The 24438-nt window shown below is 67.5% G+C and carries 24 protein-coding genes; 5 read left to right on the top strand and 19 right to left on the bottom strand.

All coding sequences use genetic code 11. The features are described 5' to 3' along the window. Window positions 1–15 precede the first annotated feature (15 nt). The 6 genes from ACAM51_RS18075 to ACAM51_RS18050 all read right to left on the bottom strand — a co-directional run bounded on the left by ACAM51_RS18075 (window position 16) and on the right by ACAM51_RS18050 (window position 6989). The gene (locus tag ACAM51_RS18075) at window positions 16–1587 is read right to left on the bottom strand and encodes a methyl-accepting chemotaxis protein (RefSeq protein WP_369641403.1); all 1572 of its coding nucleotides are present in this window, start codon (window positions 1585–1587) and stop codon (window positions 16–18) included. A gap of 206 nt (window positions 1588–1793) precedes the next feature. Then, complete coding sequence (gene htpX / locus ACAM51_RS18070; protein ID WP_218293259.1) at window positions 1794–2672, bottom strand: protease HtpX; 879 nt, start codon at window positions 2670–2672, stop codon at window positions 1794–1796. Between the two features lie 199 nt (window positions 2673–2871). After that, entirely contained in the window at window positions 2872–3642 is a 771-nt protein-coding gene (locus ACAM51_RS18065) for a DUF3025 domain-containing protein (protein WP_369641402.1), read from the bottom strand. Then, on the bottom strand, window positions 3627–4679 hold the full coding sequence (pyrC, locus tag ACAM51_RS18060; protein WP_218340464.1) for a dihydroorotase: 1053 nt from the start codon (window positions 4677–4679) through the stop codon (window positions 3627–3629). The genes ACAM51_RS18065 and pyrC overlap by 16 nt, the downstream gene beginning before the upstream one ends. Before the next feature lie 109 nt (window positions 4680–4788). Next, on the bottom strand, window positions 4789–5787 hold the full coding sequence (locus ACAM51_RS18055) for a tripartite tricarboxylate transporter substrate binding protein (protein ID WP_218340465.1): 999 nt from the start codon (window positions 5785–5787) through the stop codon (window positions 4789–4791). Window positions 5788–5819: 32 nt separating this feature from the next. Further along, window positions 5820–6989 carry a M20 family metallopeptidase gene (locus ACAM51_RS18050; protein ID WP_369641401.1) on the bottom strand — a complete coding sequence of 390 codons (1170 nt, stop codon included), beginning with the start codon at window positions 6987–6989 and terminating at the stop codon, window positions 5820–5822. A 102-nt stretch (window positions 6990–7091) separates the two neighbouring features. On the opposite strand from ACAM51_RS18050, the gene ACAM51_RS18045 reads away from it, so the two are divergent. Next, complete coding sequence (locus ACAM51_RS18045) at window positions 7092–8012, top strand: MurR/RpiR family transcriptional regulator (protein WP_369641400.1); 921 nt, start codon at window positions 7092–7094, stop codon at window positions 8010–8012. Between the two features lie 200 nt (window positions 8013–8212). On the opposite strand, the gene ACAM51_RS18040 is transcribed toward ACAM51_RS18045, so the two are convergent. The 6 genes from ACAM51_RS18040 to ACAM51_RS18015 all read right to left on the bottom strand — a co-directional run bounded on the left by ACAM51_RS18040 (window position 8213) and on the right by ACAM51_RS18015 (window position 13658). Next, on the bottom strand, window positions 8213–8950 hold the full coding sequence (locus ACAM51_RS18040) for an amino acid ABC transporter ATP-binding protein (RefSeq protein WP_218293253.1): 738 nt from the start codon (window positions 8948–8950) through the stop codon (window positions 8213–8215). Window positions 8951–9099: 149 nt separating this feature from the next. Next, window positions 9100–9765, bottom strand: coding sequence for an amino acid ABC transporter permease (locus tag ACAM51_RS18035; RefSeq protein WP_218293252.1), 666 nt, complete (start codon window positions 9763–9765; stop codon window positions 9100–9102). Window position 9766: 1 nt separating this feature from the next. Next, complete coding sequence (locus ACAM51_RS18030; RefSeq protein WP_218293251.1) at window positions 9767–10525, bottom strand: amino acid ABC transporter permease; 759 nt, start codon at window positions 10523–10525, stop codon at window positions 9767–9769. A gap of 108 nt (window positions 10526–10633) precedes the next feature. Beyond that, window positions 10634–11533 (bottom strand): amino acid ABC transporter substrate-binding protein, encoded by a 900-nt coding sequence (locus ACAM51_RS18025; protein ID WP_218293250.1) that lies wholly within the window; start codon window positions 11531–11533, stop codon window positions 10634–10636. A gap of 115 nt (window positions 11534–11648) precedes the next feature. Further along, window positions 11649–12545 carry an amino acid ABC transporter substrate-binding protein gene (locus tag ACAM51_RS18020; protein ID WP_218293249.1) on the bottom strand — a complete coding sequence of 299 codons (897 nt, stop codon included), beginning with the start codon at window positions 12543–12545 and terminating at the stop codon, window positions 11649–11651. Window positions 12546–12725: 180 nt separating this feature from the next. Further along, window positions 12726–13658, bottom strand: coding sequence for a LysR family transcriptional regulator (locus ACAM51_RS18015; protein WP_218293248.1), 933 nt, complete (start codon window positions 13656–13658; stop codon window positions 12726–12728). Window positions 13659–13894: 236 nt separating this feature from the next. On the opposite strand from ACAM51_RS18015, the gene ACAM51_RS18010 reads away from it, so the two are divergent. Genes ACAM51_RS18010 through ACAM51_RS18000 form a run of 3 tightly spaced genes read left to right on the top strand, consistent with a single transcriptional unit; the run spans window position 13895 to window position 16832 of the window. After that, window positions 13895–14458: a TRAP transporter small permease gene (locus ACAM51_RS18010; protein WP_369641399.1), complete on the top strand. Its 564-nt coding sequence runs from the start codon at window positions 13895–13897 to the stop codon at window positions 14456–14458. Then, window positions 14455–15753 (top strand): TRAP transporter large permease, encoded by a 1299-nt coding sequence (locus ACAM51_RS18005; RefSeq protein ID WP_218293246.1) that lies wholly within the window; start codon window positions 14455–14457, stop codon window positions 15751–15753. The genes ACAM51_RS18010 and ACAM51_RS18005 overlap by 4 nt, the downstream gene beginning before the upstream one ends. Window positions 15754–15794: 41 nt before the next feature. Continuing rightward, window positions 15795–16832 carry a DctP family TRAP transporter solute-binding subunit gene (locus ACAM51_RS18000; protein WP_218340469.1) on the top strand — a complete coding sequence of 346 codons (1038 nt, stop codon included), beginning with the start codon at window positions 15795–15797 and terminating at the stop codon, window positions 16830–16832. 141 nt (window positions 16833–16973) lie between these two features. On the opposite strand, the gene ACAM51_RS17995 is transcribed toward ACAM51_RS18000, so the two are convergent. The 3 genes from ACAM51_RS17995 to ACAM51_RS17985 form a co-directional block, all read right to left on the bottom strand. After that, window positions 16974–17306, bottom strand: coding sequence for a nucleotide pyrophosphohydrolase (locus ACAM51_RS17995; RefSeq protein ID WP_369641398.1), 333 nt, complete (start codon window positions 17304–17306; stop codon window positions 16974–16976). A gap of 76 nt (window positions 17307–17382) precedes the next feature. After that, the gene (locus tag ACAM51_RS17990; protein WP_369641397.1) at window positions 17383–18315 is read right to left on the bottom strand and encodes a 2-hydroxyacid dehydrogenase; all 933 of its coding nucleotides are present in this window, start codon (window positions 18313–18315) and stop codon (window positions 17383–17385) included. A 147-nt stretch (window positions 18316–18462) separates the two neighbouring features. Further along, window positions 18463–20325 carry an ABC transporter ATP-binding protein/permease gene (locus ACAM51_RS17985; RefSeq protein WP_218293242.1) on the bottom strand — a complete coding sequence of 621 codons (1863 nt, stop codon included), beginning with the start codon at window positions 20323–20325 and terminating at the stop codon, window positions 18463–18465. A 128-nt stretch (window positions 20326–20453) separates the two neighbouring features. On the opposite strand from ACAM51_RS17985, the gene ACAM51_RS17980 reads away from it, so the two are divergent. Beyond that, on the top strand, window positions 20454–20879 hold the full coding sequence (locus ACAM51_RS17980) for an acyl-CoA thioesterase (RefSeq protein WP_218293241.1): 426 nt from the start codon (window positions 20454–20456) through the stop codon (window positions 20877–20879). A 69-nt stretch (window positions 20880–20948) separates the two neighbouring features. Here the strand turns inward: ACAM51_RS17980 and ACAM51_RS17975 are convergent, their stop codons facing one another. From ACAM51_RS17975 to ACAM51_RS17960, 4 genes are all read right to left on the bottom strand, one after another. Beyond that, window positions 20949–21920 (bottom strand): amidohydrolase family protein, encoded by a 972-nt coding sequence (locus ACAM51_RS17975; RefSeq protein WP_369641396.1) that lies wholly within the window; start codon window positions 21918–21920, stop codon window positions 20949–20951. A 203-nt stretch (window positions 21921–22123) separates the two neighbouring features. Further along, a complete protein-coding gene (locus ACAM51_RS17970; RefSeq protein ID WP_218340474.1) occupies window positions 22124–22699 on the bottom strand; it encodes a polymer-forming cytoskeletal protein in 576 nt (191 codons plus the stop codon). 270 nt (window positions 22700–22969) lie between these two features. Beyond that, the gene (locus ACAM51_RS17965; protein WP_218293238.1) at window positions 22970–23455 is read right to left on the bottom strand and encodes a thioesterase family protein; all 486 of its coding nucleotides are present in this window, start codon (window positions 23453–23455) and stop codon (window positions 22970–22972) included. A 108-nt stretch (window positions 23456–23563) separates the two neighbouring features. Then, a complete protein-coding gene (locus ACAM51_RS17960; protein ID WP_218293237.1) occupies window positions 23564–24361 on the bottom strand; it encodes a crotonase/enoyl-CoA hydratase family protein in 798 nt (265 codons plus the stop codon). Window positions 24362–24438 lie beyond the last annotated feature (77 nt).

Here is a 24438-nt window from a genome sequence, read left to right as displayed (position 1 = left end):
GGAAGACGCCCTTGTCTAGCGCGGCAGCGCGTTGCCAGCCGGCAGGCGGAACGCCTCCACCAGTTCGGCCAACTGCTGCGCCTGCGCGCGCAGGCCCTGCGCGGCGGCGGAGGACTCTTCCACCAGCGCGGCGTTCTGCTGCGTCATCTGGTCGAGCTGCGAGACCGCCTCGCCCACCTGGCTCAGGCCCGTGGTCTGCTCGCGCGCGGCGGTGCTGATCTCGCCGATGATGGTGGCCACCTGGCGCACCGAATCGACGATCTCGCCCATGGTGCTGCCCGCCGCATGCACGAGCTTGGCGCCCTCATCCACCTGGCGCACGCTGTCGCTGATCAGGCCGCCGATCTCCTTGGCCGCCGTGGCCGACCGCTGGGCCAGGCTGCGCACCTCGCCGGCCACCACCGCGAAGCCCCGGCCCTGCTCTCCAGCCCGGGCCGCTTCCACGGCGGCGTTGAGCGCGAGGATGTTGGTCTGGAACGCGATGCCGTCGATCACGCTGGTGATGTCGGCGATGCGGCGGGACGACAGCGCGATGCCATCCATGGTGCCCACCACGCGGTCCACGGCCTCGCGCCCGCGCTGCGCCACGCTGCTGGCGCCCGTGGCCAGGCTGCTGGCCTGCGCGGCGGCGTCGGCGCTGTGGCGCACGGTGGCCAGCAGTTCCTCCATGCTCGCGGCGATTTCTTCGAGGTTGGAGGCCGTGTGCTCGGTGCGGGCCGACAGGTCGCTGTTGCCCGCCGCGATCTCGCTGCTGGCCCCGGCCACGGAAGTGCTGGCCTGGCGCATGCCCACCACCAGAGCGGCCAGGCGTGCCTGCATGCCGCCCAGGCGCGCGAGCAGCGCCTGCAGCTCGTCGCGGTTGCCCGCGCCCGGGGCCGGCACGGCCGAGGTCAGGTCACCTTCGGCGATGCGGTCGGTGACTTCGGACGCACGGGCCAGCGGCCGCAGGATGGAGCGCGACAGCAGCCAGGCACAGGCCAGGCTCAGCAGCAGCCCCACCACGGAACCCGCCGCCAGCAGGGTGATGCCCTGCCGTTCGCTGCGGGCGGCGGCATCGCGGGCCTCGGCCACGCGCTGGCGCTGGAAGTCGGCCAGCTGGTTCACGGCCGCCGCATAGGCATCAGCCGCCGGGCGCAGGCGCGTGGCGATGGCGTCGGGCGGCAGGGCCTCGCCGTCCTTGCGGCGCTTGACGAGGTCGTCGCGCACCGTGCGAAAACCATTGCCGGCCTTGTCGATGGCATCGAACAGGGCCTGGGACTCCGGGTCCGCCGCCAGTTCGTCCAGCCGCTTGCGCACGTCGGCGGACCGGGCAGAGGTGACCTTGCGGTCGGCATCGATGCGCGCCGCGTAGGCGGGGTTGTCGATTTCCAGCAGGGTTTCGGCCCGCACGGAGCTGAGCACCACGATGGCGTGCAGCTCGCGCGCCAGCAGTGCGCGCTCGGACGAGGCGCCGCCCAGGTCGTCGGCGATGTCCTGCAGCCCCGCCAGCCGCCAGATGCCGACGGCGGCCGACAGCGACATGACCAGGCAGACAACGCCAAAGGCCAGGGCCAGGCGGACCGCAACACGTGCGTGGGAAATGGACATGGAGTGCTCTCGTGGGAATGAAGGTCAATGATGCAACCGCGCGCCGCACGGCATGCGGGCCTGGGTCGCCACCACCTTATCGACACAAGGTGACAAGCCCTTGAGCCTTGCCACGAGGCGGCCTGCCCACCCCACCAACAAAAAGGCCGCCGCGGGGGCTCCCGCGGCGGCCTGCAGGGGCCGAGGCCCGAGCCGGATCAGCCCTGCTACTGCTGCTGCGCGTTCTGCAGCGCGGCAATGCGCTCTTCAATGGGCGGGTGCGTGCTGAACAGCTTGCCGATGCCGCCGGCGATGCCCATGGCGGCCATGCTCTTGGGCAGCTCGGCCGGGTGCATGCCACCCAGGCGGGCCAGGGCGTTGATCATGGGCTGGCGGCGGCCCATGAGCTGGGCAGCACCCGCGTCGGCGCGGAATTCGCGCTGGCGGCTGAACCAGGCCACGATCATGGCGGCCACAAAGCCCAGCAGGATGTCGAGCACAATGGTGGTCACGTAGTAGCCGATGCCGGGGCCCGAGCTGCTCTCGTCGTTCTTGCGCAGGAAGCTGTCCACGGCGTAGCCGATGACACGCGACAGGAACACCACGAAGGTGTTCATCACGCCCTGGATCAGCGTCATGGTGACCATGTCGCCGTTGGCGATGTGGGCCACCTCGTGGCCGATCACGGCCTCGACCTCTTCACGCGTCATGCCCTGCAGCAGGCCGGTGGACACCGCCACCAGCGCCGAGTTCTTGAACGCGCCCGTGGCGAACGCATTGGGGTCGCCCTCGAAGATGCCGACTTCGGGCATGCCGATCTTGGCTTCGGTGGCGAACTTGCGCACGGTCTCGACGATCCAGCGCTCGTCGGGCGAGCCGGAGCCGTCGATCACGCGCACGCCCGAGGTCCACTTGGCCATGGGCTTGCTGATGAGCAGCGAGATGATCGCGCCGCCAAAGCCCATGACGAGCGCGAAGCCCAGCAGCGCGCCCAGGTTCAGCCCGTTGGCCGTGAGGTAGCGGTTCACGCCCAGCAGGCTGGCCACCACCCCCAGCACGACAACGACGGCCAGGTTGGTCATCACAAATAACAGGATCCGCTTCATGGAATGAATTCTCCGTGGGGTCAACAACAACAGTGTCCGCTGGTCCAGATGGGGGCCGGGGACCGCGCTTCAAGCGGTACGCCCTCGGGCGTGGCGGGCCGCTGCAGCCCCCGCGCCCGCCGCCCATGGCCGCGATTTCATCGCGCTATGGTAGGTGCAAACCTGTGGCGCGGCCTTATCACACAAGCCTTGACGGGAATTAGGGAGCGGGTGCAGCGCGCGGCGGACGGAACACCTGGGCGTCGGCATAGAAGCCCGGCACCTCATTCGCCCGCCACCAGCCGGGCACGCCCAGTACCGGCAGGGGGGTGAAAGGCTTGGCGTCCCAGGTGGGAGATTGCACCCGCCGCGCGAGCCAGGCATCCAAATTCGCTATGGATTCAATAGCTTCAGACGCTGGATAGACATGCGCCACCATGGGTTTTCGGGGTGCCACCAGCTTCTCCAGCAACGCATGGCCGAACAGCACCAGCCGGGCTTCGCGCCACAGCGGGCGCAGGTCGACGAACAGGCGCTGCCAGTCGTGCGCCCGGAGCGCATCCCACAGTGCGTCGGGCGCCTGCAGCAGCGCGCCGTTTTCATCGAACACCGTGAGCGCATCGCGCAGCGGCCCGCGCACCGCCTGCACGCCGTCGGCGGCGATGGCCTGGGCCTGCAGTTCGTTCAGGCGGCGCTTGGTGAGCGGGAAATGCAGCCACACCAGGCCGTTGAAGAAGTCGTGCAGGTTGTCGCGCGTGGGCACGCGGCGGGTGTCCCAGATGTACTGCTCGTAGGCCACGCCGTCGGGCAGCGCGGCCTGCGGCGCGAACAGCATGGGCACCGCGCCGGGCGCCGCGGACTGCAATGCCTCGTGCACCGCGCCGCCGCCCTGCACCTGCCGCGCGATGGGCTGGCCCAGGCCGCGCCACGGCGCCAGCCAGGGAGCGCTCCAGTCGATGGCGTCGAAGAAGAGGCTTACACCAGCCGCCACGGAAGCGCTTCACCGGAGCGCAGGGGCTTGAGGTTGGCCTCGCCGAAGACGAAGCTCTCGGGCGGCGTCCAGGATTCGCGGCGCAGGGTGATGGTGCCGGTGTTGCGCGGCAGGCTGTAGAAGTCGGGGCCGTGGAAGCTGGCAAAGCCTTCGAGCTTGTCGAGCGCACCGGCGTTGTCGAACGCCTCGGCGTACATCTCCATGGCGGCATGCGCGGTGTAGCAGCCTGCGCAGCCGGTGGCGTGCTCCTTGAGGTGCGCGGGGTGTGGCGCGCTGTCGGTGCCCAGGAAGAACTTGGCCGAGCCGCTGGTGGCCGCCTGCACCAGGGCCACGCGGTGCGTCTCGCGCTTGAGCACGGGCAGGCAGTAGTAGTGCGGGCGCACGCCGCCGACGAAGATCGCGTTGCGGTTGTACAGAAGGTGGTGCGCCGTGATGGTAGCCGCGGTGAAGCGGTCGGACGCCTGCACGTAGTCGGCCGCGTCCTTGGTGGTGATGTGCTCGAAGACGATCTTGAGCTCGGGGAAGTCGCGGCGCAGCGGGATGAGCTGCTGGTCGATGAAGACGGCCTCGCGGTCGAACAGGTCGATGTCGCTGCTCGTGACTTCGCCGTGCACCAGCAGCAGCATGCCGGCCTTCTGCATGGCCTCGAGCGTCTTGTAGGTCTTGCGGATGTCGGTCACGCCCGCGTCGCTGTTGGTGGTGGCGCCCGCGGGATAGAGCTTGCAGGCCACCACGCCCGCATCCTTGGCGCGCACGATCTCATCGGCGGGCAGGTTGTCGGTGAGGTACAGCGTCATCAGCGGCTCGAACTGCACGCCGGCGGGCACGGCGGCCAGGATGCGCTGCTTGTAGGCCAGGGCCTGCTCGGCCGTGGTCACGGGCGGGCGCAGGTTGGGCATGATGATCGCGCGGCCGAACTGCGCGGCCGTGTGCGGCACCACGGTGGAAAGCGGCTCGCCGTCGCGCACATGCAGGTGCCAGTCGTCGGGCCGGGTGATGGTGAGGGAGTCGATGGGGGGGTGGAGGGCGGCGGTCATGGGCAGCATTGTCCCATCGGCTTTGGAACTATCAATTTCATAGCTGCCGGCGCTTGAAAAACAAGGACCAGCAGCCAAAAACAATCACGAACAGCAGGCCAGCACGACCTCATTCAGCCGTGATGCCCGCCTTGCGCACCACCTCGCCGAATTTCACGAGGCGCTCGGACATCATCTTCTCGAAGGCGGCGGGCGCCATCTCCTCGGGGGCGATCACGCCGCGCTCCTTGAGGTTGGCCAGCATCGCGGGCGAGGTGGCGACCTGGCGCACGGCCTTGTACAGCGTCTGCACGATGGCATCGGGCGTGCCGCCGGGGGCCGCCAGGCCTGTCCACGAGGTGAGGTTGAGCTCCGGGTAGCCCACCTCGGCCATGGTGGGCACATCGGGCAGCTGGGCCAGCCGCTGGTCGGCCGCCACGGCCAGGGCACGCACCTTGCCGGCCTGCACGTGCGGCAGCATGATCACCAGGTTGTCGAGGATGAACTGCACTTCGTTGGCCAGCACGGCCGTGATCAGCGGCGTGCCGCCACGGTAGGGAATGTGGGTGGTGAAGGCGCCGGTGGCGGCCTTGAACATCTCGACGTTGAGCTGGCCCATGCTGCCCACGCCGCCGCTGCCGTAGTTGAGCTTGCCGGGGTTCTTCTTGGCGTAGGCCACGAACTCGGCGAACGTCTTGAACGGCAGACTGCTGTGCACCACCAGCGCGTTGGGCTGGCGGCCCAGGATGGCGATGTTCTCGAAATCCTTGACCGGGTCGTAGCCCACCTTGGGCTGGGTGAGCGGGTTGGCCAGGTGGCTGCTTTGCGACGACACGACCAGCGTGTAGCCGTCGGGCTTGGCGCGCGCCACGTACAACGCGCCCACCGAGCCGCCCGCGCCCGCGCGGTTTTCCACGATGATGGGCACGCCCAGCACGCGCGAGAGCGGCTCGGAATACTGGCGGGCCATGATGTCCACCGACCCGCCGGGCGGGAACGGCACCACCAGGGTGATGGGGCGCGAGGGGAATTTCTCGTCCGCCTGGGCTGCTACCGGCGCCAGGCCCGCAAGGCCCAGCCCCAGGCCGGCGGAAAGAACATGGCGGCGGTTGGGTTGTGTGGAATGCATGGGGTCTTCTCTCGAAAAGGAATGGGGAGGGATCAGGGATGGTCCAGGATGGCCAGCGCCACGGCCTGGGCGCGCGGCACGAAGGTGGACAGCTCGCAGTACTCGCGCTCGGTGTGCGGGTGGCCGCCCACGGGGCCGGTGCCGCACAGCGTGGGCGCGCCCACGGAGGCGGTGAGGCCGCTGTCGGCCGCGCCCCCGGTGAATTCGCCCTGCACCTCGAAGCCCAACGACTGGGCGCCGCGCTGGTACAGCGCCAGCAGCGCGTCGGGCGTGGGCTTCATGGGCAGCGTGCGGCGCGATTCGGTGATGCGGCCTTTGGTGCGTGGCACGGATTCCTCCTCCACGATGGCGCGCACCCTGGCGAGCAGTTCCTCGGGGTCGGTGTCCGAGGTGAAGCGCAGGTCCACCGCGGCCTTGGCGTGCGGCGCCACCATGTTGGGCACGATGCCGCCCTGCACCACGCCCACGTTGGCGGTGGTGCCCGTGGCGGGGTCGGTGAGTGCGTGCAGCGCCAGCGTCTTGCGGGCCAGGGCCTCGACGGCGCTCGCGCCCGCCGCGTGGTTGATGCCGGCGTGGGCGGCGACGCCCTCCACCTCGAACTCCACCACCATCGAGCCCTTGCGGCTCGTCACCAGGTTGCCGCTGACGCGGCCGGGCTCGGCATTGAGCACCGCCTTGACGCCGCGCGCCTGGGCCATGATGCGCTCGCGCGTGGCGGGCGAGCCGATCTCCTCGTCGCACGAGAAGAACAGCTGCAGCGGCCCCTGGAGCCCGCCGCAGCGCGCGAAGGCCTCGGCCACGAACACGTTCATCACCAGGCCGGATTTCATGTCGGCCACGCCCGGGCCGTAGGCACGGCCGTCCTCCACGCGGAAAGGGCGCCGCGCCACGGTGCCCGAGGGGAACACGGTGTCCATGTGGCCCATGAGCACGATGGGCGGGCCGTCGGCGGCGCCGGGAACGTGGGCATGCAGCAGCACGCCGTAACCCGGTACGGGCTCGAACCGCACGGCCACACCGGCGGCCTCGAGCCGCTCGCGCAGGACGGTGGCCACGGCCGTCACCCCCGCCTCGTCGCGGCTGCCGCTGTCGATGTTCACGACTTTCTGCAACAGGTCTTGCATGGCCTGCGACTGGCCAGCGAGCCAGTCCAGGATGCGACGGCGCACCTGGGAGCCGCTTGTTTCAAGGGTATCCTGCATCTGTGTCCTTGGGTCCTGCCCCTGAACGCGGGGCGAAAATTGGGCCGAAGTGTTGCACGCGCTGCCTCTGCTTGCAATACATTTTTCATAAAAGAGACATTCATGAAATCATCATTGCAAAAATCCGCCGGCTTGCTGACCGAGCGCCTGGCCCGCCAGGGCGCCGAACTCACGACCAGCGAGCGCGCGCTGGCCGAGGCGCTGGGGCGCGACTACCCGCACGCGCTGCTGGAGTCCGCCACGGCGCTGGCGGCGCGCAACGGCACGAGCGCATCGACGGTGGTGAGGCTGTTCGCCAAGCTGGGCTATGAAAGCTATGCCCAGGCGCAGCGCGAGGCGCGCGGCGAAGTCACGGCGCTGCTGCAAACGGCCGGCCAGCGCGCACCGGTGACCATCGGCACGGAGCGCAGCCTGCAGCAGTGCCTGGACGATGCGCTGCTGCACGACCAGCACAACATCGCCGCCACGCGCGACAGCCTGGACATGGCGGCCTTTGAGGCCATCGCCCGGCGCATCGCCCAGGCCCGGGGCCGCCTGTTCGTGCTGGCCCAGATCAACAGCGCGCCCGTGGCCGCGTGGCTGGCACTGCACCTGAACATGTGCCGCCCCGGGGTGCATGAGCTGGGCGTGGGCGCCGTGGCCACCACCGACCAGCTGCTGTGGGTGCAGCCCGAGGACACGCTGCTGGTCTTCAGCATCCGCCGCTATGCGAGCGGCCCGGTGAAGGTGGCCCAGCGCTTTCGCGACGCGGGCGCACAGGTGCTGGCCATCACCGACAGCGCGGCCGCGCCGCTGGCGCGGCTGGCCCAGCACCGGCTTCAGGTGCGCACCTCCAACGCATCGCCGTTCGACTCGTACACCGCGGCCTTCTTCCTGTGCAACGCCCTGGTGTCGGCCGTGGCCCAGCTGCGCCACAAGGCCGTGTCCGAGGCCCTGAAGCATCGCGACGACCTGTGGACGGATTTTGAGTCGCAGCTCATCGTGGAGGGCAGCCCGCCGGCCGGCCGGCGGGGCAAGCGTTAGCCTGGGCTCCTTGGCATTGCATGCGCCCATAAAAAAAGCGCTCCGAAGAGCGCTTTTTGCTTTTAATCCTGAACACCTGCACGCCACTCGCCGCATGAAACTGGCGCGGCCCAAGCCAGTGCCACCGGGGAACTGGCTTTGCCAGGCCACCGGTGGCGTCCCCCTGAGGGAAGGCGCCGCAGGCGACTCAGGGGGAGCCATCAGTGCTGCAGGATCTTGTTGAGGAAGTCCTTGGTGCGCGGCTGGCGGGCGTCGGGGTTGTTGAAGAAGTCGTCCTTGGAGCAGTCTTCCAGGATCTTGCCGCCCACGTCCATGAAGATCACGCGGTTGCTGACCTTGCGGGCGAAGCCCATTTCGTGGGTCACGCACATCATGGTCATGCCTTCGTTGGCCAGGCCCACCATCACGTCCAGCACCTCACCGACCATTTCGGGGTCGAGCGCGGACGTGGGTTCGTCGAACAGCATCACGATGGGGTCCATCGACAGCGCACGGGCAATCGCCACGCGCTGCTGCTGGCCGCCCGAGAGCTGGCCCGGAAACTTGTCCTTGTGCGCCATCAGGCCCACGCGTTCGAGCATCTTCAGGCCACGCTTCTTGGCGTCGTCCGCGCTGCGGCCCAGCACCTTGATCTGCGCGATCGTCAGGTTCTCCGTCACCGACAGGTGGGGGAACAGCTCGAAATGCTGGAACACCATGCCCACGCGGCTGCGCAGCTTGGGCAGGTCGGTCTTGGGATCGTGCAGGCGGATGCCGTCCACGGTGATCTCGCCCTTCTGGAAGGGCTCCAGCGCGTTGATGGTCTTGATCAGCGTGGATTTGCCCGAGCCCGAGGGCCCGCACACCACCACCACTTCACCCTTGTTGATGGTGGCCGAGCATTCGTTGAGCACCTGCACGGGGCCATACCACTTGGATACGTTCTTGAGTTCGATCATTTCTTTCTCCAATCTCTTCTCTCGTCACTTGTTCAGGGCGCTGCGCATGAGACCGATCCGGCCCCATGCGAGGACGCCGTGGAACTGGCTTTGCCAGGCCACTGGCGCCGTCCCTCTCGGGGGAAGGCGCCGAAGGCGACTCAGGGGGGCTACCGAATAATTGCGATCTTCTGGTGCAGGCGCTTGACCATCCAGGACAGCGCGTAGCACATCACAAAGTACAGGACGGCGGCCGCCAGGTAGGCCTCGATGGGCCGGCCGAAGTTCTTGCCTGCCACTTCGAAGCCCTTGAGCATGTCGTAGGCGCCGATGGCGTAGACCAGCGACGTGTCCTGGAACAGGATGATGGTCTGCGTGAGCAGCACCGGCAGCATGTTGCGGAACGCCTGCGGCAGCACCACGAGCTTCATGTTCTGGCCATACGTCATGCCCAGCGCCTGGCCGGCATGCACCTGTCCGCGCGGGATGGACTGGATGCCGGCGCGCATGATCTCGCTGAAATAGGCGGCCTCGAACGCGATGAAGGTCACCACGGCCGACACTTCCGCGCCGATGGGCCGCCCGATGATGGCGGGCACCAGCAGGAAGAACCACAGGATCACCATCACCAGCGGAATGCTGCGCATGCCGTTGACGTAGATGGTGGCGGGCACGTCGAGCCATTTCTTGCCCGACAGGCGCATGAGCGCGAGCACGGTGCCGAAGATCACCCCGCCAATGGTGGCCACGAAGGTGAGCAGCAGGCTGAAGTACAGCCCCTTGAGCACGAAATTGGAGATGAGATCCCAGTTGTAGAAGGAGAAGTCGAGATTCATATCAATGACCTCCGCCTGCGCTGCTGGCCACGACCATGCCCGGGATGCGCACGCGCTTCTCGATGAACGCCATGATCCGGTTGATGGCAAAGGCCGAGATGATGTAGAGCGCCGTCACGGCCAGGTACACCTCGATGCCGCGCGAGGTTTCTTCCTGCGCCTGCATGGCGAACATGGTGAGTTCGGCCACCGACACGGCAAACGCCACCGACGAGTTCTTGAAGATGTTCATCGTCTCGCTGGTCAGCGGCGGGATGATGATGCGAAACGCCATGGGCAGCAGCACATAGCGGTAGGTCTGGAACGTGGTGAACCCCACCGCCAGGCCGGCATAGCGCTGGCCGCGTGGCAGCGTCTGGATGCCCGAACGCACCTGCTCGGCGATACGCGCCGAGGTGAAGAAGCCCAGGGCCAGCACGACCAGTGCAAACCCCGGAACGCCCTTGAGCACCGGGAACAGGCTCGGCAGGACGTGGTACCAGAGGAAGATCTGGACCAGCAGCGGAATATTGCGGAATAGCTCGACCCAGGCATTGCCCAGCCGAACGATCACCGGCCGGTCCTGCAGAGTGCGCAGCGTGCCGATGAAAGAGCCCAAAACAAGTGCCAGCACAAGTGCCAGCAGAGAAACAGACACCGTCCAGCCCCAGGCCGACAGCATCCAGTCCAGGTACGTGATGTCGCCGCCCTTGCCAAAGCAGCTTTGCACGACTTCCCGGTCCATGGTGTCCTGGCAGAACACCTGCCAATCCCAACTCATAGGAGCACCCCTTTAATTCTTGGTGTTGCGTTGGCCGCTACCGCTCGCGAGCCCAACAAAAAAGCCCCTTCAAACCGGCTGGCCGAAGGGGCACAAGCGCTCAGAAGATCACTTCTTTGCGTAGTCTTCCATGGGCTTGTCGTTAGGCGATGCCCAGGCGGCCTTGGTGGCATCGGAGATCGGCAGGCCGATCTTGGTGTTGGTCGGCGGCACGGGCTGCATGAACCACTTGTCGTACAGCTTGGCCAGCGAACCGTCCGCGATCTGGCGCTTGATGGAGTCGTCCACGGCCTTCTTGAAGGCTGCATCGTCCTTGCGCAGCATGCAGGCGATGGGCTCCACGCTCAGGACTTCACCGACGATCTTGTAGTCGGCGGGGTTCTTGGACTTGGAGATGTTGGCCGCCAGGATGGAGGCGTCCATCACGAAAGCGTCAGCGCGGCCCGTTTCCAGCATCAGGAAGCTGTCAGCGTGGTCCTTGCCGAAGACTTCCTTGAAGTCGATGCCGCCAGCGCGCTCGTGCTTGCGCAGGGTCTGCACCGACGTGGTGCCCGTGGTGGTGGCAATGGTCTTGCCGTTCAAGTCCTTGATCGACGTGATGCCCGAGCTGGACTTCACGGCGGTGCGCACTTCTTCCACATAGGTGGTCACGGCAAACGCCACGTCCTTCTGGCGCGCTGCGTTGTTGGTGGTGGAGCCGCACTCCAGGTCCACGGTGCCGTTGGTCACCAGGGGGATGCGGTTTTGCGAGGTGACGGGCTGGTACTTGACGTCCAGCTTGGGCAGGCCCAGCTGCTTCTGGATGTCGGCCAGGACGACTTCGCCCATTTCGGTGTGGAAGCCCACGAACTTGCCGTTGCCCAGTGTGTAGGAAAGACCCGAAGACTCGCGCACACCCAGCGTCACGCTGCCCGAGGCCTTGATCTTGGCCAGGGTGTCGGTGGCCTGAGCGAAAGCGCTACCTGCAGCCAGGGCGGTCACGGCAACCGCGAGCAAATGCTTCTTCATTGGTATCTCCTTGTGTGTGAAGCGAAAAAAGGGATGGATTCTAGAGATTCGACCCTGCCGGGGGTACCGGCAGACCGCATTCTCCAAAAATGGAAACCTCGACCAGGGATATTAGTCAGAACGGGACCTGGTCGGTAGGGTATTTCCAGAAGTCCCGCAACAAGTAGCTGACCGGAAGGTTCAGCACCGTGTTGTTCGGGGGGATGGGCTTGTTGAACCATTTGTCATAGATCGGATAGATGTCGCGGCTGGTGATCAGGCGGCGCATCTCCTCGTCGATGAGCTTCTTGAACTCGGGGTCGTTCCTGGGCAGCATGATGGCCAGGGGCTCGGTGGTCATGAAGCGGCCCACCACCTTGAGCGCCTTGGGGTCGGGCCGCCCGGCCGCCAGGCCGTACAGCAGCACGTCGTCCATCACGAAGGCGTCGGCCTCGCCCTTTTCCACCATTTCGACGGCCTTGGCATGGTCGGGCGCCTCCACGATGGTGATGCCCATCAGGCGTTCGCGGTTGGCCTGGTCGGCCGCCTTCAGCGGCGTCGTGCCCTTGGTGGACACCAGTTTCTTGCCGTTGAGGTCTTCCACGCGGTCGATGGGGCTGGCGGACTTCACCAGCAGCCGCGCGCCGGTAATGAAGTGGGGGATCGTGAAGGCCACTTTCTGGCGCCGCTCGGCGTTGTTGGTGGTGGAGCCGCACTCCATGTCGGCCTTGCCCTGCTCGATCACCGCGATGCGGTTGGCCGGCGTGACCGCCACGAACTCGACCTCCATGTCCTTCTTGCCGGTCTTCTTGCGCACCACCTCGGCCAGGCGCAGGCACAGATCCATCGCGTAGCCCACCGGCTTGCCGGACTGGGTGTCGATGTACGAGAAAGGCACCGACGATTCCCGGTGGGCGATCACCAGCTTGCCGCCAGCGCCGATGCGCTCGAGCACCGAGGCCTGCGCAGAAGTCGCAAAAGCGCTGCACAGGGCGGCAAGGCCCCAGGCAATTCCCCAATGCTGAACGTTCATACGGTGTCTCGGTGAGTGGATGGATCGGATTTGCAATGTTCGTGCCACCGTGGGGCCTTCAGAGGGCGCGCGCTGCGGTAACCGACCCGTCGATGGCGCAGACTGTACGTGTCGTTACCGTGAAATTCCAATGCCGTTTGCGCGCGCAACTATGCAAAGTGTTTATATCCGTATTTACCCTTAGCATGACCCTGCCTGGGATTGCAGGTAAGTCCACAGGGCCTGCGCCGTGCCCTTGGGGGCTTCCTTGCCCGCGGGCTTTTCGCGGTAGGCGCGCACGTCCATGGTCATCTGCAGTCCTTCGGTATCGGGCGGCGCCGCACTGACCAGGCGGCGCGAGCGCAGCTCCTTCTTCACCGCGCTGTGCGGCAGGAAGGCCACGCCATGGCCCTCGAGCGCCATGGCCTTGAGGCCCTCGGCCATGTCCGTCTCGTACACCCGCTCCAGATGGATGGGCGTGCCGGACTCCTTGAGGATCAGCTCCGTCACGCGCCCCAGGTAGGCACCGGGCGCGTAACCCAGGTAGGGCAGCGGCTGCCCGGCGCGGCCCGGCAGGCGGTGCAGCGGCTGGCCTTCCGCGTCGGCCTTGCTGTAAGGGGAGAGCACCTCCTGCCCCAGGCTCACCATCTCGTAGCGGTCGGCATCGAGCTGGAACGGCTGCGAAGGGTGGTGGTAGGCGATCAGCAGGTCGCAGCCGCCCTCCACCAGCCGCATCACGGCGTCGTGCACGTTCAGGGCGATGAGGCGGCTCTTGAACGGGCCGAACTTGTCGTGCAGGCTGGACACCCAGGCGGGGAAGAAGGTGAACGCGAGCGTGTGCGGCACCGCGAACTCGATCATGTCCTTGCCGGCGCTGGTGTGCGCGCGCAGCATGGCGCGCGTGTTCTGCAGTGCCTGCAGCATTTCCAGCGCCTGGTCGTACAGGGTCTTGCCGGCGGGCGTGAGGCGGGTGGGGTAGGAGCTCCGGTCCACCAGATCGGTGCCCGCCCAGGCTTCCAGGGCCTGGATGCGCCGGGAGAAGGCGGGCTGCGTCACGTGGCGTAACTGGGCGGAGCGGCTGAAGCTGCGCGTTTCCGCAAGACTGACAAAATCCTCTAGCCACTTGGTTTCCATGGGCGCATTATCCGCGCGCGCCCGCGGACGTGCTTCGTAAAGATATGAGGGTTTTCACAGCCCGCCCCAGGCGCACCAATGGTGTGCATGCATAGCAACCATCGCATAATAGAAAGCAGCGCTTACCGCGCTTTTTTTGCGCTCGGGGCGGGATTCGCCCCAGCCCCCGGTGCACAACACCGCCGGGCAGGGCGGCCGGCATTCGCATATGTTTGTTCCCCTCCACCCCTGCTCCCATGTCCTCCTCTCCCCCCCCCGGGCCCGCGGCCGATGCATCGCCCGGCGCTGCCAGCCCCGACGCCGAGCCCCGCTCGCTGCGCCTTGAAGACTGGCTCACCGTCCTCGTGATGGCGGCGCTCGCGCTCATCACGTTCGCCAATGTGCTGGTGCGCTATTTCACCAACTCCTCCTTCGCCTGGACGGAGGAAATCTCCGTGTTCCTGATGATCGTGCTGGCCCTGGTGGCGGGCTCCGCCGCCGTGGCGCGCGACCAGCACATCCGCATCGAGTATTTCGCCGAAGGTGGCTCGGCCCTGCGCAGCAGGCGCCTGGCGCAGCTGGGAGCCATCACCGTGGCCCTGCTGTTCGGGCTGATCGCGGTGCTGAGCGTGCGCGTGGTGTGGGACGACTACCGCTTCGGCGAGACCTCGCCCGGAATCGGCGTGCCGCAGTGGTGGTATTCAATCTGGCTGCCCGTGCTGTCCACGCTGATCGCGGCGCGGGCCGTCGGCCTGCTGGTGCGGCGCACGCGCGCGGCGCCCGGGGCCACCGATGAATCTGCCGAGGACGCCCGGCCATGATCGCCACGCTCCTGTTCGTGGCCTTCCTGGGCCTGATGTTCGTGGGCGTGCCGATCGGCGCCGCGCTGGGCCTGGCGGGCGCCGCCGCCATCGCGCTGGCCAATGCCGACAGCCAGTGGTTCGGCCTGCTGGCCGTGCCGCAGAACTTCTACGCCGGGCTGGGCAAGTACCCGCTGCTGGCCATCCCCATGTTCGTGCTGGTCGGCTCCATCTTCGACCGCTCGGGCGTGGCGCTGCGCCTGGTCAACTTCGCCGTGGCCATCGTCGGACGCGGCCCGGGCATGCTGCCGCTGGTGGCGATCGCCGTGGCCATGTTCCTCGGGGGCATCTCGGGTTCGGGCCCGGCCAACGCCGCCGCCGTGGGCGGCGTGATGATCGCGGCCATGTCGCGCGCGGGCTACCCGCCCTCGTTCTCGGCCAGCGTGGTGGGCGCGGCAGCGGCCACGGACATCCTGATCCCGCCCTCGGTCGCGTTCATCATCTACTCGGTGCTGGTGCCCGGCGCCTCGGTGCCGGCGCTGTTCGCCGCCGGCATGATCCCCGGCATCCTGGCAGGCATCGCGCTGATCGTGCCGGCCGTGTGGATGGCCCGCAAGCACAAGATGGGCGCGCTGGAAGCCACGATGCCCCGCCCCCCGTTCTGGAAGAGCCTGCGCGAGGCCACCTGGGGCCTGGCCGCGCCGGTGCTGATCCTGGGCGGCATGCGCGCCGGCTGGTTCACCCCCACCGAGGCCGCCGTGGTGGCCGTGTTCTACGGCCTGTTCGTGGGCATGGTGATCCACCGCACGATCAAGGTGCGCGACCTGTTCCCCATCCTGCGCGAATCGGGCGAGCTGTCGGCCGTGATCCTCATCGTGGTGTCGCTCGCGGGCATCTTTGCGTATTCGCTGTCCACGCTGGGCGTGATCGACCCGGTGGCCAACGCCATCGTGAACTCCGGCCTGGGCGAGTACGGCGTGCTGGCGCTGCTCATCGTGCTGCTCATCACCGTGGGCATGTTCCTCGACGGCATCTCGATCTTCCTGATCTTCGTGCCGCTGCTGCTGCCCATCATGCAGTTCTACAAATGGGACCCTGTCTGGTTCGGCGTGATCCTGACCCTGAAGGTGGCCCTGGGCCAGTTCACACCGCCGCTGGCCGTGAACCTCATGGTCTCGTGCCGCATCGCCGGCGTGCGCATGGAATCCACCGTGCGCTGGGTGGGCTGGATGCTGTTCGCCATGTTCCTCGTGATGGTGCTCGTGATCGCCTTCCCGCAACTGGCCCTGTGGCTGCCCGCCAAACTCGGTTATTGATTCACACATTGACCCCTGATTTCTACAAGGAGACTGAAACAATGAAACTGCGCACTTTCCTCACTTCCGCCGTCGCCACTGCGGCCGCCCTCGCCTTCACCGCCCCCGCCGCCATTGCCCAGACGGCCTACAAGAGCGAGTACCGCATGTCGCTGGTGCTGGGCACCGCCTTCCCCTGGGGCAAGGGCGGCGAACTCTGGGCCAACAAGGTCCGCGAGCGCACCAGCGGCCGCATCAACATCAAGCTGTACCCCGGCGTCTCGCTGATCCAGGGCGACCAGACGCGCGAGTTCAGCGCGCTGCGCCAGGGCGTGATCGACATGGCTGTGGGCTCCACCATCAACTGGTCGCCCCAGGTCAAGCAGCTCAACCTGTTCTCGCTGCCCTTCCTGTTCCCCGACTACGCGGCGGTGGACGCGGTGACGCAGGGCGACGTGGGCAAGCAGATCTTCCAGACCCTGGACAAGGCGGGCGTGATGCCCCTGGCCTGGGGCGAGAACGGCTACCGCGAGATCTCCAATTCCAAGAAGGCGATCAAGACCCCCGAGGACCTGAAGGGCCTGAAGATCCGCGTGGTGGGCTCGCCCCTGTTCCTGGACACCTTCACCGCGCTGGGCGCCAACCCCACCCAGATGAGCTGGGCCGATGCACAGCCCGCGTTTGCCAGCGGCGCCGTGGACGGCCAGGAGAACCCGATTGCCGTGTACATGGCCGCCAAGCTGCACACCGTGGCGCAAAAGCACGTGACGATGTGGGGCTACGTGAACGACCCGCTGATCTTCGTGGTCAACAAGGACATCTGGGCGTCCTGGACACCCGCCGACCGCGAGATCGTCAAGCAGGCCGCCATCGATGCCGGCAAGGAGGAGATCGCCATTGCCCGCAAGGGCATGGTCGAGGCCGACAAGCCCCTGCTCAAGGACATCGCCGCCAATGGCGTGACCGTCACGCAGCTCTCCACCGCCGAGCGCGATGCCTTCGTGAAGGCCACGCGCCCCGTGTACGAAAAGTGGAAGGGCCAGATCGGCGCCGACCTGGTGGGCTCGGCCGAGAAGGCGATCGCCGCGCGCAAGAAGTGAGCAATGCCATCACCGGCGCACGGAAGTAAGCCGGTGCGTGCAGCATGAAAAAGCCCCGCCCTGGCGGGGCTTTTTCATGGGCGTCCCGTCACCGCCAAATGGAGAGCACCCGGCATGCAACACCGGTGCAGGCGCCCTCGTTCACTTCAGGTTTTCTGGTGCGGGGTGCTTGACGGCGTTCTTGCGCAGCTTGTGCTCCACCGCTTCGGCCAGGTCCACGCCCGCATGGTCGGCCAGCTGCAGCAGGTACAGCAGCACATCGGCCACTTCATCGGCGATGGGCTCCTTGAACGCCGGGTCGTCGCGCACCGACCGCGACTGCTCGGGCGTCATCCACTGGAAGATCTCGGCCAGCTCGGCCGCCTCCACCATCAGCGCCATGGCCAGGTTCTTGGGGGTGTGGAACGGCTGCCACTGCCGTTCGGCCGCAAACACACGCAGCCGGGCCTGCAGCGCATTCAAATCGACGGACATGAGTCGCTCCTGATGGAATAGCTGCCAGCGCTTGTCCAGCAAGCGCCAGCAGCCGATATCACTATTGAACCTTCTGTCACACCACCGTGGCGGGCGCCTCGCCCGCCAGGTGGCGCCGGGCGTTTTCCATGAACCGGTCCACCGAGGCCTGCACCGCCTCGGGCGACCAGCCCGCCACGTGGGGCGTGAGCACCACGTTGTCCAGGTCCAGCAGCTCGGCCGGGGGCGCGGGCTCGCTTTCGTACACATCGAGGCCCGCCGCCGCGATGCGGCCTTCGCGCAGCGCGGCGGCCAGGGCGGCCGTGTCGATCACGCTGCCGCGCGCGATGTTGACCACCACGCCGCGTGCGCCCAGGGCATCCAGCACAGCGGCATTGACGAGGTGCCTGGTACCTGCACCACCCGGCGTGGCGACCACGAGGAAGTCCGCCCATCCGGCCAGCGCCGCCACGTCTGCGAAGTAGCGGTAGGGCACATCGGTGCGCACGCTGCGGTTGTGGTAGCCCACCTCGATCTCGAAGCCCAGCGCGCGCTGCGCGATCTTCTTGCCGATGGTGCCCAGCCCGATGATGCCCAGGCGCTTGTGCGACACGTTGGGCGGCAGCGGCAGCGCCGTGCGCCAGATGCCCGCACGCGTGGCCTTGTCCAGCGCCAGGATGCGGCGCTGCGCCGCGATCAGCAGGCCCCAGGTGTGGTCGGCCACGCAGTCGTCGTTGGTGCCCGCGCCCGTGGCCACCACGATGCCGCGCGCCTTGGCGTGCGCAACGGCCACGTTCTCATAGCCTGCGCCCAGCACGCAGATGAGGGTGAGCGCGGGCAATGCGTCGATCTGCGCGGGGCTCAGGCCCACGGCACCGATGGTGAGCACCACGCGCACGCGCCCGCCATGCTGCGCAATGGCAGCCGCGGCCTGGGGCGCGTCGGGGGCGTAGACCACCTCGAAGGTCTGAGCCATCTGGGCGATGTGCTCTTCGGACAGGAACATGAGGGCAAGCAGGACAGGCTTCATGGGTCAATGCAATGTCAATGGAAAAAAACTGCGAGAACAAGAGCCGTGCGGCGTGCATCGTCTCCTTGCGCGCAGAGCGTACAAAACCGGCGCGGCCCGCGCGAGAGGCACCCGGCAAGGGCCGCCCCATGGCGGGGGTGCCGCCCCTCAGGGGGAAAGCGCCGCAGGCGACTCGGGGGGGCTTTCCTGTTGCAAGGACCACATGCCCGCGTAGCGGCCACCCAGGGCCAGCAGCTGGGCATGCGTGCCGCGCTCGATGATGCGTCCCGCGTCCATGACCAGGATCTCGTGCGCTTCCACCACCGTGGAGAGGCGGTGGGCGATCACCAGGGTGGTCTTGTTCTGCGAGACGTTCTGCAGCTCGGCCTGGATCGCGCGCTCGTTGGCCGAGTCCAGCGCCGAGGTGGCTTCGTCAAAGATCAGGATGGGCGGGTTCTTGAGCAGGGTGCGCGCAATGGCCACGCGCTGCTTCTCGCCGCCCGAGAGCTTGAGCCCGCGCTCGCCCACCATGGTGCCGTAGCCCTTGGGGGTGCTGGCGATGAAGTCGTGGATGCGGGCGGAGCGCGCGGCCGCTTCCACCTCGGCCTGGCTGGCGCCGGGGCGGCCGTAGGCGATGTTGTAGGCCACCGTGTCGTTGAACAGCACCGTGTCCTGCGGCACGATGCCGATCGCCTGGCGCACGCTGGCCTGCGTCACGGCGCGGATTTCCTGCCCGGCGATGGTGATGCGGCCCTGCTGGATGTCGTAGAAGCGGAACAGCAGCCGCGCCAGCGTGGACTTGCCCGAGCCCGAGGGCCCGACCACCGCCACCGTCTTGCCCGCGGGGATCTCGAAGCTGATGCCCTGCAGGATGGGGCGGCCACTGCCAAGGTCGCCGCCCTTGCGCACCTCGTAGGCGAAATGCACGTCCTCGAAGCGCACGGCGGGCTGGTCCAGCCCGGCCAGGGGCAATGCGCCGGGGCGGTCGGCCACCTCGCGCTCCTTGTCCATCAGCGTGAACATCTTGTCCAGGTCGGTCAGGCTCTGCTTGATCTCGCGGTAGATCACGCCCAGGAAGTTGAGCGGGATGTACAGCTGGATCATGAAGGCATTGACCATGACGAGGTCGCCCAGCGTCATGCGGCCATCGACCACGCCCTGCGTGGCGCGCCAGAGCATGGCCACCAGCCCGGCGGCGATGATGAGCTGCTGCCCCGTGTTGAGCAGGGACAGCGTCGTCTGGCTCTTGAGCCGCGCGCGGCGCAGGCGCTCCAGGCTTTCGTCGTAGCGGCGGGCCTCGAAGCCTTCGTTGTTGAAGTACTTGACCGTCTCGTAGTTGAGCAGCGAATCCACGGCCTTGGTGTGCGCGGCCGAATCGAACTCGTTGGCCTCGCGCCGGAACTGGGTGCGCCACTCGGTCACCAGCACCGTGAAGACGATGTAGAACGCCAGCGCCGCCAGCGTGATCCAGGCAAACCAGGCGTCGAACTTCACGGCCAGCACGGACAGCACCAGCACCACCTCGACCAGCGTGGCCACCACGTTGAACAGCGTGAAGGAGATCAGCGACTCGATGCCGCGCACGCCGCGTTCGATGTCGCGCGTCATGCCGCCGGTCTGCCGCTCCAGGTGAAAGCGCAGGCTCAGGGCATGCAGGTGCTCGAAGGTCTGCAGCGCGATGGAGCGCGCCGCCCCCTGCGTGGCCTTGGCGAACACCAGTTCGCGCAGCTCGGTGAACAGCGACGTGGACAGCCGCAGCGCGCCGTAGGCCACCAGCAGCCCCACGGGCACCACCAGCAGCGCCGCCGGGTCTCCGGGCTTGAAGCTCATCGCATCGACCAGCGTCTTGAGCAGAAGGGGCACGCCCACGTTGGCCACCTTGGCACCCACCATGAACACGATGGCGGCGATCACGCGCCACTTGTACTGCCACAGGTAGGGCAGCAGGCGGTTCAGGGTGCTCCAGTCGGACTGCGCAGGCGGTGCAATGGTGGCGGTGGCGGAAGGGGCGGTTTCGCCGTGGTGGCGCATGGGGGACAATTCCAGTTGTTGTTTTTACCGACCCGGCTGATGCCCAGGTGGTTTTTTGCAGGGCGCGAGCCTGTGATGAAACCCCTGGTTCCCCAAGGATTGGCTCAGCCCCAACCGAGATTGTGCCCATGTCTGCCGTTTTCAGCCCGCCCCCCGCCGCATTGCCCTCCGACAAGGAACTGGTGCTCAAGGTGATCCCCATGCCCGCCGACACCAATGGCAACGGCGACATCTTCGGGGGCTGGGTGATGGCACAGGTCGACCTCGCCGGCTCGGTGCTGCCCGCGCGCTACATGCAGGGCCGCATGGCCACCGTGGCCGTGAACGAGTTCATCTTCAAGCAGCCCGTGCGCGTGGGCGACATCCTGTCGTTCTTCTCGTCCATCACGCGCGTGGGCAACACCTCGGTCACCGTGGAGGTGGAGGTGTATGCCGAGCGTTTTGCCGAGCAGGGCCGGTACGTGAAGGTGACGGAGGCGCGGCTCACCTACGTGGCCATCGACGAGCAGGGACGCCCGCGCCCCGTGCCCAAGCTGGCGCCGAATCCGTCGTAGGGGAGAAACGGCCCCGCACGGCCCGGCCTTTGCGCAGGCTTTCCGGGGAGACCCGGACCGGCATGCGGCCTAGGGCTGCCCGAGCCCCACCAGCCGCATCAGCGTGCCCCGCGCCACCTCCTGGCGCGCGCCAGGCGACAGCTGGGCCAGGAAGCCCTGCACGCTCGCGTACTTCATGTCGTCGCTCGCGGCCGAGCGGTGGCTCGCATCCGTTCCCACCAGAAAGCGCCCGGGCTGTTCCTCGATGAGCGCCAGCCACTCGGGCCAGACGCGCGTGCCATCGCGCAGGATGGTGTAGTCCGGCGAGCGGGGATGGTGGGGCCAGGTGCGCGCACTCAGTTCGTAGTAGAGGTTGGGATGCCGCTCCAGCATGCGCCGCGCCAGGAACAGCGGCGTATAGCCCCCGTGCGCCCAGATCACGGGCACACCCGGGAACCGCTGCAAGAGCTGTGAAAGCTCCGCCATGCGCGTGCTTTCGACATGCACCATCACCGGCACCTTGTGCTTGCGGGCCAGCTCCAGGATGCCCGCCATCATCGGGCCGGCCACGCCGAAGTCCGTCTCCGCGAAGCCGGCCGAGGGAAAGTGCGCCACCGAAATTTCGCCGATGCCCTTGTAGAGGCCGGTCGCCAGCATGTCGTCGAGCTGTGTGAGCAGTTCGACGCCGTTGTGCTCCCAGTGCGGCCGGTACGCCGTGCGTTCGGGCGATATCGAGGCGAACGGAATCAGCACGCCGGGGTGCTGGCGCCCGGCCTCGGCCACGGACTCATTGCTGCTGCGCCCGCCCCAGAACACCACCGCGTGGCTGGCCCCCCAGCGCGCCATGAGCTCCAGCTGCATCGGCAGGCTGTTGAGGTGCACATGGGCATCCACGAAGGGCGTGAGGGCGCTGGCCGGTGCGGGTGCCTGCGCGGGGCCGGGCGCGGCATCGCGCTGCACCGGCTGCCGCGTGGCGCGCCGCACGGGCTCGGACGGCTCGGCCTGCGGCCAGGCGTTGAGCGCAGCCAGGGCAAGGCACGTGGCAAATAGAACTCGTGTCATGGTGGCGATGGCGCGAAGAAAGCGCGCCCGGAGTGCAAGACGACGTGGAAATTTTACAAAGCCATTTCCATGCCGCCTTCTCCGCACCCGCGCCGCGCCGCCACCGGCACGCAGGACGGCACAAGGCACCCGTGACGGCTCCAGCCAGGCCGAGCTGCCGCGGGTGCCTGAATGCCCTGGTTATCTGTGTGCCGCGATGCGGATCAGGCCGCCATCGCCGTGGGCTCGGCCCGCAGCGGTGCAGACGCCGTGCGCTGCGCGCCGGACGACGACGCGCCGCTGGCAAAGCCCGCCTCGATCTCGCCCGCGAGCTGCCCGCCCTCTTCCACCACCAGCTTGCCGTAGCGGATCTTGCCGTTGACCTTGCCGGTGCTGTAGATCACGAGCTTCTGGCGCACGGTGAGCGTGCCATTGAACTCGCCATGGATTTCGGCGATGTCGATCTCGGCCGAGCCGCGGAAGGCGCCGTTTTCAGAGATCTGGATGACGCGCGAATCCATGGTGGCCTCGACCGTGCCTTCGACCACGAGCGTGTCGCAATCGGTGATCTCCACGCCCTTGAGCTTGATGTTGGGGCCCACCGTGAGCTTGCTGCCCGAGGAGTCGCTGGAAGACCGGTTGGCGGCGGTGCCGGCCACGGACTGCGCCGTGGCCGCGCTGCTGGCCGCCGTGCCGCTCAGGCTGGAGGCGGCAGATGAGGATGATGAAGTGGTGGTGCCATGGCGGGGTTGGAACGACTCAGGTTCACGCTTGCCAAAGAAGGGGTTTTGCACGGCCATCAGATCTCCTTGAAAAGAAGTCATCGTAGGTTTGGGGCCCTGTGAAAGATGCCTTCGTTACGCAAGAACGGTAACCAAACGGTTCGTCCGTAGCATGCGCTTGCAAGGCTTGCGGGATCACACATCCACGCGATGGGGGCGCGGCAGCGGCCGTGACCTCGCCCCCGTGTCCGAAGAGGGGTGCGCGCGCAGCGCCTTGGCGGTGAAGCCGCCCCGCAGCGAAGGCGCCGTCCCCGCCCGCGCCGCACAGCGGCCTAGCCGCTCAGGGCGCTACGACACGATGTACGCCGCGGCCCCCGCCGACATGATCTCCCCGTCCGGGCCGAGGAATTCCATGCGCGTGCTGGCCACGCGCGAGCCCAGCCGCAGCACGTTGGCGCGCAGCTCGAAGTGGCTGCCGATGCCGGGGCGCAGGTAGTCGATGCGCAGGTCGATGGTGCCCAGCTTGGCAAAGCGGTGCAGGCGCTGCTCGGGCGCCTCGTCCATGTGCTTGGCGCCGATGGCCGCCATCACGGCCAGCCCGCCCATGGCGTCCAGCCCCGCGCTGATCACGCCGCCGTGGATGCGGTTGTACGCATAGTGGCCCACCAGGTCCGGCTTCATGTCGATGCGGCCCACCACGCCATCGGGCTTGAGGGAGGTGATCTTGAGGCCCAGCACCTGGTTGAACACGATCTTCTCTTCAAAGATGGCCTTGAGCCCGGCAATGAAGTCGGGCTCGAAGGCTTGCGGGGGCGGTGTGGTGGATTTGCTCATGGGTTTCCTGGGGGAGTGCGCGCGGGCAGCTCGGGCCCACGAACGTCATTTGCTATATTTTATATAGCACACTGCGCTTTCACGATAAGCGCTGGCGGCCATTTTCACTCAAAACTCACCATGGCGTCCCTGCCCGTCGGCGAACCGCGCCGCTCCCCGCAGGGCGTCGGCCAGGCACGCCCGGCCCCCCGCCCACTCGCGCAGCAGGGCCTCCTGCAGCGGCAGCCCTTCGGCCGCGAGCGCGCTGGCCCGGTCGGCGCGCAGCGTGGCCTGCGGGAATGCAGCGATCTCCCGCGCCAGCGCGAGCGACGCCTGCAGCGCCTGCCCCGGGGGCACCACGCGGTTGCACAGCCCCATGCGCAAGGCCTCCGCCGACCCGACCTTGCGGCCGGTGAGGATGAGGTCCAGCGCGTGCGACAGGCCCACCAGGCGGGGCAGGCGCACGGTTCCGCCGTCGATCAGCGGCACGCCGAAGCGGCGGCAAAAGACACCGAAGTACGCGTCCTCTTCCATCACGCGCAGGTCGCACCACAGCGCCAGTTCCATGCCACCGGCCACGGCCGCGCCGCTGACTGCGGCGATCACCGGCTTGGTGAGGTGCAACCGGCTGGGGCCCATCGGCCCCAGCGGCAGCGGGGTGTCGGCCGTGAAATCGAGCGATCCGGCCAGCGCCTCGGGCGCCACGCCCTGCGCCTGCAGCCGCGCCCCCGACTGCAGGTCCCAGCCCGCGCAGAAATGCCCGCCAGCGCCATGGAACACCGCCACGTCGGCCGCGCCGTCCTGCTCGAACGCCAGGAACGCGGCGTGGAGCGCTCGCGCGGTCGCCGCGTCCACGGCATTGCGCACGTCGGGGCGGTGCAGTGTCACCAGCGTGACACGGTCCTCGGTCTCTATCTGTACGGACATGGCGTTCTCTCAGAGGGTGTTGCGCGCCTTCCCCGGCCCTGCCGGAGGGCGCCCCGGGGTGCGCCTATCGGACGCAA

This window comes from Acidovorax sp. A79, from assembly GCF_041154505.1.
Taxonomy (GTDB): domain Bacteria; phylum Pseudomonadota; class Gammaproteobacteria; order Burkholderiales; family Burkholderiaceae_C; genus Acidovorax.
The sequence above is the reverse complement of the archived record's forward strand: the minus strand, read 5'-3'. Positions and strand labels throughout refer to the sequence as shown.